We start from the raw sequence: 10080 nt of genomic DNA on the forward strand, positions 1-10080 counted from the left end.
AGGCAGGAAGCTGCCATCCGCAACTCGAGATTTGTCTGGTTGTCTTGCTATTACTGCCGCGTGGCTTCCGGTTTTCGGGCCTGGCGGCCCTGCGGTCCGGGTCCACTTGGCACCGAATAACTAGGGCGGTCATAGCGCCGAGCGCTACAGCTCATCACGATCGGGGGAGCTCGGAACTTCAAAAACTCACCATCCACCGGTGACCCGTCGGCTTGCATGCCACGCCAGCGCCTTGCGCACAGCAGTTCCACCAGCTCACCCAGCTGCCAGGTCGAGCAACGCGGCCGCCACCGTGCGATCCCCCGCGAATCGTGGTCAGCCAGCGCAGCGGACTGCCGTGACTGAGCCAGATCGTTCCCAGGATCGCGTGATCACGCGGCAGCGCCGCCCGTAATGCCGCCAGCCTGGCATTACGGTTCAGATCGCTCCCGCGACAAGCCGTTGCTACTCTGACCCACGGACGTGCTCCTAGTGTGTTGGGACACCAAAAATGCGCTCCAGCTACCCGACGACAGAGTTATCCCTGATGCTGGCGCGGGGTGGGGATCAAGTGGCCGCGTTGGCGTCTGGCTGTGCGGCGCGCCGTGGACGACGAGATTGTCGAGACAGCCTCGTCAGGTCCGAAGGGGTAGGGCGACCGATCGGTAGTACCCCGACGACGACGAAGCGCGGCGTCTCCGTGGTGCTGCGCGCCTGCCACGTATTCCAGACGCTGTCTTCCAAGCTGGTGTAGCCCTTGGTGTGATCGCTGTGATCTCCGACGAGCAGGATGCAGAAGGGAGGACCGGTCGCGGTGTAATTGGCGGCCTGAGAGATGTACTTCTCTTCGAGTCGTTCCCTGGTCCACTTGCTCTTATGGCGTTTCACTTCGATGACGAAGCGCATCCCGGATTCAGGGGTGTAAGTGATGTCCGTTCGTCCGGACGCGACGTCGATGAGCTCCCGTTGCACGCTGCCGGGTTCCAACATGCCTTGGAGGTACTGCAAGCAGTCGTTCTGTACGTGTTCTTCCAGCCAATACTTCTTGCCTGGTATCGGCGGTCCTAGATAGGCCGTAACATCGCTAAGCAGGTCTGCTTGTGCGTCGAACCGGCTGTGCAGAAAGCGCAAGAAATGTGTCAGGAGGCTGGCAAAGTAACTGTGTTCGGGCTCCACCCAGGCGGGACTTTGAGTTAGTTCGGCGTGTAACCTTTCAAGCTGGCGGTCGAGCAGGATGTTGCCGGTTAGAGCGTAGCCTCGTTCGTGTTCGCGGATCACGCCCAACACCTTTTGCTGAAGGACAGGATCCGGGTCATTGAGCAGCGAGGCCCATGGTTGCTGCCCAGATGCAGATTTTCCCGGCGGCTCCGCAGTGGAGCCGGTCTCAAGGGCCCGCCGTCGTTCCTCCACCTTCGTGTGGAGTCGCCGGGCGTCGGGATGTTCGCTCAGCTCCGGATCGTGTTCAAGTGCCTTCTGCAGGTGGTTTAGCAGACCGAGCTCGCGGATAAACGCCGCTTCCACGGGAGGGGAGAGGAGCTGCTCCAAGCTGCCGCTAGCGCTTGTGAACGTGTAGACCGAACGGCTGGCCTCGTACACCTGCAGTACGCCGCTCAGCACCTTGCTGGCGTCAAGCCAGCTCGGTTCGAGTAGCCGTGCGCTGGCGTTACGCAAGGTAGCAACGAGCTGGAGCCATGCTGCCTCGCTGTGCCCGCGTGCCTCCAGCCAACGCGGCTGGTGCATGCGCGCGGACCATGCGCGCCGCTGCGCCACGGTCTCGCCGAGCTCGCGAGCGCTGGCCACTAGGTGATCTCGAGCGGAGGCGATCGGCTGGTTTTCGAGGTCAATGAAGGCGAAGACCGCGTCCAGGGCAAGCCGGTAGGCTCGCGCATCCAGGCGCGCCTCTTCCACCGTCTCGACGATTTTCAGCCTCAAGGCCGCAGAGCGCAGCAGCCGCGTAACCTCCTGACGGTCCTCCGCACCCAATCCCGCTCGGAGGGTCGCCAGCGCGAGCTCGTATCGGGCATCATTGCGGGCCGCTAACGATAGCGTCTGCGACCCTTCCATGGTCCGCAGCACTTCAAGTAAGCCCGCATCCTCATAGTGGTCATGAGCAATGCCGATGAGCAGGGGCAGGCGCTCCAGCGCATCGGCAGGCTCCTCTCCACTGATCTCGGTCAGCAGTAGCAAGAGACGACGGTGGTTGGTGTACCCGCCAAGGGACATCTGCAGCAGGCCAGCGACGGCATGATGGGCAAACGCAGCGTCTCGCTCTCCTGTAAGGGCCGCCTCCGCATGCCCAAGCAGAGCTTTGGCAGCTACGCTGCCATAAGAGTCCAGCAGCATCGAGTGCGAGCACAACATCTCAACAGCCTCGGCGAGCACCCAGGCTCGGAAGGGTTGCTGGAACCCCTCGGCTATGGCCGGTGCCAGGGCCAGCCTGATTTCTTCGGCACTGCTGGATTCCGGGTGAACAAGCGCCTGCAGCAACGTGGGCAGGTGTGGGCCCCTGGCGAGGACGCGAGCTTCAGCGGTGACAGCCTCAGCGCCCCCCAGATTGTCAAGGCTAGGGCCGCGGTCGAGCTGCTCGCCGGTTGCTCTGGCTGACCAGGCATCCAGGGAGTGCTCGACGGTACTCATCATGTCCTCTCAGTCGACGCTGCGAGCTCCTACACGCTCACGTCAGCTAATCACGTTTCACTGACTAGAACATGTAATTCCGGTCGCCGGTAATAATCCTTTCTCGCGGCAAAGCGTCTCTAACGTACTCAGGCTTGGCAGTCGTCAGGATGATCTGAAGCCCGGGCAGCTCGCGGCTCAGCTTCTCCAGCTCGGAGATCAACTTTGTCGCATCTGGCGTGGTGACTTCCTCGCTCCCGATCGCGTCGATTAGCAGTAGTCCGGGATGGGCCGGCAGCCCCCGCTGAGTGCTGACGCGCAGCATCGCGATCACCATGGCGATGCGGACTCGCAAACGCTCCCCCGGCTGGAACCCGTCGAATGAGGTGCTCTTTCCGCCCTTCTTGGCGTTGAGGTGACCGTTGCGCTTGAGGTCGACGGAGTCGAGGTTCGGTACGCCAAAGTCGCGAGCGAGCGTGACAATCTGGCGGTTGAGCGCGGGGAACAGGTGATCAGCTGCCTCCTTGGCGACGGCATTCAACACTTCGAGGACAGCCGCCACAACCTGCTCGGTCGTGCCGGGAGCTCCAGAGGGTGAGGTGTTGCCGGCCGTTCCCGTAGCCTGCAGTTGCCCTTCCAGCCGGGCGGCGCGGATCTCAAGGTCCCTGAGCGCTTGATAGGTCGGAGCCACCTGAATCTCTTCAAGCCGCGCACGCGCCTCCTCATGGCGTCGGTGAGCCTCCTGCAGGGCCTCTCCCAGCACGGCCAGCCTGTCGCTAGCCTGCTGTCGAACTTCCTGTTGTCCGGCGAGTTCCTGCCCCAGCTCTGCGATGCGAGCCTCGGCAAACTCCGCACTCACCGGCGGCAAAGGGCGCGTGCAAACGGCGCAGGAAGCGTTCTGCCGCTCGGTGACGTGGCGCGCCTGCTCGATCGGTTCCTCACACCGTGGGCAGCATGTCGGGGACAGCAACCCCAACACCCTCCGGGCCTGCCAGGTCTCCTTGGCGTCCATCACTTGCTGCTCAGCTATGAGACACGCTTGCTCAGTGCTGCGGTGCATGTCCTCGGCGTCGGCGAATGCTTGCCTCGCGGTTCGTAGCACATCGAGCGCGGCGTCCACGGCCGCCATGGTCTCTGCGGCCCCCGGGTCCGCTGCCCGATGTGCCTCATCCAACTGCTGTCGAACCTCATCCAACTCCCGCTGCCACTGCTCGCGCTCGTTGCGGCGTGCCGCTCGGTCCTGATCCGCGCGGTGAGCAGCCTGCCTAGTCTCCTTCATGAAGCGTCTCTGCGTGGTTGACAGATGCGTTAGTACCGAGGCATACGGGATGCCGATGAACAGGTCGAGTAGCTTGGCGGGCAACGAGGGCACCTCTTTGATGTCGCCAAGCAGCAACTTGTCCCCGCCGCGGTTGAGGTAACAGGCACCGAAGTAGGCAGGCCAGCCGTGATTCTGCGCGGCTCCCTCGCCATCCATTCCTCCTCTCGGGTTCCAGATAGACGTGTAGCCTAGGCCGAGGGCTTCCATCATGAAGGTCCCGATAAGCCCAGCTACCTGGGGTTCACCGTCGGCCTGGGCGAGCGGGCGCAGATTTGTGTTCACGTCCGTCGAGAGTTCCTCGGCCGAGCCAGCCGACAGGATGCGGCACCCGAGCTGGCCCGGCTCCTGGGAGGTGTCTTGATCCAGCACCACCCGCACTGCCTGGCCACTAACCACAACGTCTACTGCGATGCGACGGACCCAGGACTTGACGTCGGCCCCCAGCTCTCGTGGTCTGCCCCGCAAGGCCCAAACGAGGAACTCCAGCGTGCTGGTCTTACCGACCAGGTTCTTCGGATGCATGATCGCCCACACGCCAGGTTCGAGCGTTTGGTCGATAGAGAAGCTCGTTCCATCGTTCTTGGTTCCGATGGCTCGAAGGCGTCGCACCTCGATCCTTCGAGGTGGCGGTACCGGACTGGGCAGGGTGATCCCCGCCTCGCTCAGCACCGTCTCCACCATGGCAGCGGTCATGGAACACCTCGCCGCTGCCCGCTCCAAAACCTCCCCAGGGCTAGGGGGCGTCCAGGGCTGGGTCTCAGGGGCTGAAAAGCTGGTCACCGAGCCACCTCCGTGAGTCCTGCCTCTGTTGCGCTGGCCTGCCGCAGCGCGATCAAACGTGCGCGAACGTGCTCCGTGATCGCGGGGATGTAGGACCCAATAGGAGTGTCGGCGTAGTCTCGCTGCAGGTACTGGCGCTCCTTGATGCGAGTGCCGCCAACGCCATTGACAAGGTTCACCACGGTGCGGGTGCGCTCGACGTACCACACGAGCGCCGGAGCCTCCGTCACCAGGCTGGCTGCTGTCACCCGCCCCTGGTCTTGCAAGTAGTAGTCGTGCTGGAGGATCCGCGCGCCTCCGATGCGGTGCCGTTTGCGGGCCAGTCCCTTCTCTACGAGAACCGACATCGCGTTGTCCAGCTGCTCAAAGGCGCCGAAGCGGTGCCGGAGCATCGGGAACCGGCGGAGATCGGGCTCCTGCAAGGCGAGGATGCGTTCCGCTTCGTCGACGAGCCCAGGCGATTCCGGATCGGCCTCGTAATCGTTCAGCAACTCATTGGCCAGGTAGTCCGGGTTGCGCACCCAGAAGTCCAGCTTCTGCAGCCGCACCTGAGTATGTACGACGCCAACGGCCCCCGCCGGGGCCGCAGCATCCCCATCGATGGGTTCCACCGCGGCATCGAGCAACAGCAACAGCCGAACCGCGTCCTGCCAGAGACTCGCCTTTCGAACGGTCCATTCAGCCACGCCACAAGCCAACCCGATCAACACGGCTTATGTCTAGATCGCGACCAAGGATCTTCAATTTGGGCCCAGGATGTGGTCAATTGACGAAAAATCCTAACGTCACCGTCAACGGAGCAGCAGACGAACATTCGGGTTCGCCGACTTGCCGACCCTCGACCGGGCGCAGGGCATAGGCGCACTGATGACTATCTGGGTGGCAACGACTATGGAGGAGCCTGGGCGGTGGTGGACGGCCAGGGACCGTATGGCCAGGTCAGGGCGGCGCTCTCATCGCGGTCGGCCTGGGCCACCCAGTTACGGATCGACTGCACGGTCGGCTCGAACTCCTTGGCCAGTTCCTCGGGCGCCCGGCCGGCGCAAACCAGCTCCACCATCTGCTGCCGAAACTCCGGCGGGTACGGCGGACGTGACATCGGCACTTGTGAACTCCTCCCAGGACACATCGTCCCAAGCGATCAGGTGCCCACAAGACCGGAGCAACATCACTACGCTGCTGCCCCAAACGAGCCGGTCAGCTCGTCAAAGCTATTCAGGTCCTTCAGGCTCGAGAAGCAGGATGAAAAGACTCAATGGTTGCCGTCGTGTGAATAAACTATTAAAAGTCGCCCTCCAGCTCAACTTTTCTTTTCAGTCCGTTTCCTTGCCTAGCTGGCCATATGCCGTCATATTGAAGGCGGCCAACAACGATCCCAGGCGACACACCGATATCACGGGCAAAGACGCGAACGGAATTGAGAGATTTCAGAGCGCGAAGTTTCGTCAGATGCTTCCGTGGAATCAGTAGATCAGAGGAGAATTGATTAGCCTCCGCCTCCTTTGGGTCATCCCTGGGAATGCTATCCTCGATCCAAGTATCACTTTTCCCATGCAATAGGATGTGGGCGATTTCATGGAAGAAAGTAAACCAGAGATGATCATCAGTCTTGTAGCGAAGACTGAGCAGGAGCATAGCTTTATCGCTAGAGATCCATCTGGTAGCCCCGCTTGCGCGCGCACCTGTGATTTCTCTAACGAAAACCACCGCCACTCCGTACTGAGCGCAGATATCGCGCATTATTGGAGCTATAAGGTCAGGGGGCTGGGAGGTCAGCTGTCGTAGCCTCGGCAATGCATGCCGGAGGCCCTGATTGTCGAACGGCTTGCACTCAACGTCGCGTGCGGCCAACTCGCCGAGACGGAGCCAAGCAGCAACCGCGCCGGGACTAGCTTCAAATGACTTTGTCTGGCGGAAAGCGGCTACTGGTCTTTCATATAGATCGCGCCACGTGGTCAGATGGGCGACACCGAAAAATGCTAGCAATTGCTGTACGCGTGATATCTTATCTTTAGGCTCTTCTGGGAAAATTCCCCTCTTAACTAGTTCGCGGACTGGCATTTCATCCAGCCAGGAAACCGCGTCTAGAAGCTCCTGCTCCATTCGCAATCGCTGCTGGGCGGACTGATAGTCGGCCTCCAGCCGGTTCCACAGCTTCGCAGGCATGCCCGTCACGAGCTCCAAGCGCTGAGCAATCTCGTGACTTAGTGGCACAAGCCCCTGAATCAACCGATTAACGTGTTTCGCGCTGAGGCCAAGCCTGGTAGCTAGTTCGCGCTGAGTCATACCCAGCTCGTCGAGATACTCGCGGATGGTCTCTCCAGGCGGCACGGCGTAGTCGGGGGCGCCGGAAGGGTGAATTTCAGTTGTCGACATCGTCTCCTACGCTCCTCTCATGCTTTGTGGTCATCCGTGATAATCGACGATCTCTACGATCAACGCGGCATCTTCTTCTCCTAGGCCTTGCTCTGCCTTCTCTTCGGATGTCATAAGCCGGAACACGAGACGCCAGCCCTGATGAAGATCCATTGCGTAGCAGTCGGCATAGCCGCCCCGCAGTGGATGGCAGCGCCCTGGCATCTGGAAGAGGTCGTCCATGGACTCCGCCGCGCGGAGGGCCTGTAGACGCTGCTGGAGCTTACGAGCCCCTTCAGCGCCGTAGGCCTTGCGCATCTCCAGGTCAGACTGGCACACGAGCTGGAGACGACGTGATGCATGGAACACCTCCAACTGTGCCAGCCTCTCCTAAGTATTAACCAACCTGGTAAACGAAACACTCCCCAACCCGGACAAGATAGCGTCACCATCGGCGGTCCGCGAGCCGTTCGCTGAGGGCGATGGGCACGAAGCGTTGCCGGTTACGGGAGTTACGGAGGGATCTCGTAACGAAGCTGCTGCAGGCGAGGCCGGCCAGGTGGTTTCCCCGGCTGGCGTGTTGTTTGTAACCATGACGCGGCGAGCGCCAGGGGTTCGGCCGGACCGTCGGCTGGGGCGGCGAGTGGGCCGCGAGGGCCTCCAACAGGTAGCGGCGGTCGCTGCCGGTCGTGAGCTACGACAACGGGGCAATCCGTCTTTGCGCTTCCCCTCGTAGCGTGGAGACCGAACCGGGAGAGGTTTGGTCGTGGCAGGCACCACGAGGCGCCGCTTTGATCCGGAGTTCCGGGCCGGTGCGGTGCGGATCGTCAAGGAGACCGGGAAACCCGTCTCGCACGTCGCGCGGGACCTTGGTATCAACGAGTACACGCTGCACAACTGGGTGCAGATGGACCGGCACGCCGGAGGGCAGGCCGGCGGCAACGGCGGCGGAGGCGGGACGCTGAAGGAGTCCGAGCGCGAGGAGCTGGCGCGGCTGCGACGGGAGAAGGCCGAGCTGGTCAAGCAGCACGCCCGTGAGAAGGCGGCATGGGAGAAGGAACGCGCTGAGCTGGAAGACGAACGTGATGACGCCCCTATGTTTGTCAAGCCGTCGCTGAGGAGGTTTGCGCTGGTGAGAGTGCTTCCCTGATGATCGGGAAGACTTCTCGGGCGACGTACCGTTTGAGGCAGCGGATGATCTCTTTCTTGGATTTGCCCTCGGCTGTGCGCCGCTGAGCGTAGTCGCGGGTGCGCTGATCGCGCCCGAGTCTGGTCAGCACGACGGTGTAGAGGGCGCTGTTGCTGCGCCGGTCACCGCCACGGTTGAGACGGTGTCGGGCCGTCTTTCCAGAGGACGCTTCGATGGGATTGACGCCACATAGCGCGGCGAAGGCGGCCTCGCTGTTCAACCGTTCAGGGTTGTCACCTGCGGTGATGAGGAGACAAGCGGCGGTGTCCGGGCCGACTCCGTGCCGTTCGAGCAGCCGTGGGGCGCAGCCGGTGATGATCTCTGTCAGGACGTTTTCGTGGGTGCGGATCTCCTCGGTGAGTGCGAGGATCCGCAAGGCTAGGACGCGCAGGACCGCGATGGCCGCGTCCTCGATCACGCCAAGGGAGCCGGGTTGGAAGGCGGCGCAAGTGCGCAGCAGCGCGGCCTGTCCAAGCTCCTTGAGCGAGTCGCGCAGACTCGGGTCGGTTCGCGTGAGTACGGCTTTGAGCTGGTTCATGGTCTGGGTTCGTGCCTTGATCGCGGAGTCCTTGGCCATCTTGAACAGCCGGATCATCTCGACCGCGCCGTCGCCGGTCTTGGCGATCGCCGTGGCCTGTCCGGCCAGGACCGCCCGCGCAGCGTTCTCGGCGTCAACGGCGTCGTTCTTGCCGCGTCGGCGCCGTGTCGCCCGGTTGGGCCGGTTGACCTCGAAGACCTGGATCTCCTGGCCGAGCAGGTAGCGGTTGAGCGCCACTCCGTGGGAACTGGTGCCCTCAACGCCGGCCCGGCGCAACTTGCCGTGTCCGCGAGCCCAGGTGAGCAGAGTGGCATACCCTGCCGCGGTCGTCGGGAACGACTCGGTGGCCACGAGCCTTCCGAGCGCGGTGACGACCGCGGCGACGTGGGTGTCGGCGTGGGTGTCCACCCCCAAGACGATCTCTTCATCGACGCGGACGGTCTCGGCAACGGCGCGGGTCACGGTTCTCCTCACAAGCTCGGGGGGGCACCGGCCGGGCGGAGGAGGTCAGGACTGTGACGATGCGCTCGCAAGGCCCCTATGGGGACACATCCCCGCCTGGTCGGCGGCACCGCCCAGGCCCAGGCGACAGGTCATCACGAAGGCACGGGGCCAGTCTCAAGCCGGGTCAGACCTGGGCGCTTCGGGCGGTGCCTCTCCAGTCTCACAGTCCTCAAGCGCTCGGTGGTCTTGTGGGTGAAAGAGGCGATGGGCCGGTGAGCGTGGCGGCCTTCATATGCTCTCAGAAGACCGACTACGACATCGACCACGCCACCAGTTGCCGGGCGCTGGGGGTGTCGCAGTCGTGGTTCTACAAGTGGAAGAACCGCATCGACGTCGAGATGCCCACGGCCCGCGACCAGCGGCGCAACGACCTGGACGCCGAGATCATCCGCCTGTTCGAGGGGTGACGTCCCCTCGGGTGGTGTAACTCCAAGCTGACAAAGCAAGCCCCGGACATGGGACGAGCCATCGTGTGACCGTCAGCGAGTTCCCGACCAAAGGTTCTCGCGGAGGACACCACACGATGGCTCTGGACCAGTCTGCCCTGCTCGACCTGCTGGAGTCTTTGAAAGCCGCCGACGCCGACGACGTCATCCGCCAAGCGCTCCAAGCCATGCTTCAGGCACTCATCGAAGCAGAGGCGACCGCGGTGATCGGCGCCGCACCCCACCAGCGCACCGAGCAGCGCACCACCCACCGCAACGGCTACCGCGACCGGCTACTCACTACCGCAGCCGGAGACCTGGAACTGAAGATCCCCAAACTGCGGTCCGGGTCGTTCTTCCCCTCCCTGCTGGA

Annotated in this window: 9 protein-coding genes and 1 pseudogene; 3 read left to right on the plus strand and 7 right to left on the minus strand. The window is 62.8% G+C overall.

The window, feature by feature from the left end:
* Positions 1-546: 546 nt before the first annotated feature.
* The 6 genes and pseudogenes from AWQ70_RS34895 to AWQ70_RS34915 form a co-directional block, all read right to left on the minus strand.
* A complete protein-coding gene (locus AWQ70_RS34895; protein ID WP_067186078.1) occupies positions 547-2619 on the minus strand; it encodes a hypothetical protein in 2073 nt (690 codons plus the stop codon).
* Between the two features lie 61 nt (positions 2620-2680).
* Positions 2681-4609, minus strand: coding sequence for a hypothetical protein (locus AWQ70_RS34900; protein WP_157530832.1), 1929 nt, complete (start codon positions 4607-4609; stop codon positions 2681-2683).
* A gap of 83 nt (positions 4610-4692) precedes the next feature.
* Positions 4693-5382 carry a hypothetical protein gene (locus AWQ70_RS34905; RefSeq protein ID WP_067186100.1) on the minus strand — a complete coding sequence of 230 codons (690 nt, stop codon included), beginning with the start codon at positions 5380-5382 and terminating at the stop codon, positions 4693-4695.
* 280 nt (positions 5383-5662) lie between these two features.
* Positions 5663-5801: pseudogene (locus AWQ70_RS41790) on the minus strand (transposase); the annotation flags it as partial.
* A gap of 176 nt (positions 5802-5977) precedes the next feature.
* Positions 5978-7072 (minus strand): ImmA/IrrE family metallo-endopeptidase, encoded by a 1095-nt coding sequence (locus AWQ70_RS38265; protein WP_084518143.1) that lies wholly within the window; start codon positions 7070-7072, stop codon positions 5978-5980.
* A gap of 30 nt (positions 7073-7102) precedes the next feature.
* On the minus strand, positions 7103-7369 hold the full coding sequence (locus tag AWQ70_RS34915; RefSeq protein WP_157530835.1) for a type II toxin-antitoxin system RelE/ParE family toxin: 267 nt from the start codon (positions 7367-7369) through the stop codon (positions 7103-7105).
* Between the two features lie 448 nt (positions 7370-7817).
* On the opposite strand from AWQ70_RS34915, the gene AWQ70_RS34920 reads away from it, so the two are divergent.
* Positions 7818-8201 (plus strand): transposase, encoded by a 384-nt coding sequence (locus AWQ70_RS34920; RefSeq protein WP_067186102.1) that lies wholly within the window; start codon positions 7818-7820, stop codon positions 8199-8201.
* Here AWQ70_RS34920 and AWQ70_RS34925 read toward each other — a convergent pair.
* A complete protein-coding gene (locus AWQ70_RS34925; protein WP_067186084.1) occupies positions 8155-9240 on the minus strand; it encodes an IS110 family RNA-guided transposase in 1086 nt (361 codons plus the stop codon). The genes AWQ70_RS34920 and AWQ70_RS34925 overlap by 47 nt on opposite strands.
* A 254-nt stretch (positions 9241-9494) precedes the next feature.
* Between AWQ70_RS34925 and AWQ70_RS34930 the strand changes: the two genes are divergently transcribed.
* Entirely contained in the window at positions 9495-9689 is a 195-nt protein-coding gene (locus AWQ70_RS34930; RefSeq protein WP_067186086.1) for a hypothetical protein, read from the plus strand.
* Positions 9690-9805: 116 nt separating this feature from the next.
* Positions 9806-10080: transposase (locus tag AWQ70_RS34935; protein WP_174552453.1), on the plus strand; the 275-nt coding region annotated here is incomplete at its 3' end.

It is taken from the genome of Microtetraspora niveoalba, from assembly GCF_001570405.1.
Taxonomy (GTDB): Bacteria; Actinomycetota; Actinomycetes; order Streptosporangiales; family Streptosporangiaceae; genus Microtetraspora; species Microtetraspora niveoalba.

What these genes read in the sequence shown, in the direction of transcription:
- AWQ70_RS34895 (WP_067186078.1), bottom strand. Translation starts at nt 2,619, where the DNA reads ATGATGAGTACCGTCGAGCACTCCCTGGATGCCTGGTCAGCCAGAGCA.
- AWQ70_RS34900 (WP_157530832.1), bottom strand. Translation starts at nt 4,609, where the DNA reads ATGACCGCTGCCATGGTGGAGACGGTGCTGAGCGAGGCGGGGATCACC.
- AWQ70_RS38265 (WP_084518143.1), bottom strand. Translation starts at nt 7,072, where the DNA reads ATGTCGACAACTGAAATTCACCCTTCCGGCGCCCCCGACTACGCCGTG.
- AWQ70_RS34915 (WP_157530835.1), bottom strand. Translation starts at nt 7,369, where the DNA reads ATGCGCAAGGCCTACGGCGCTGAAGGGGCTCGTAAGCTCCAGCAGCGT.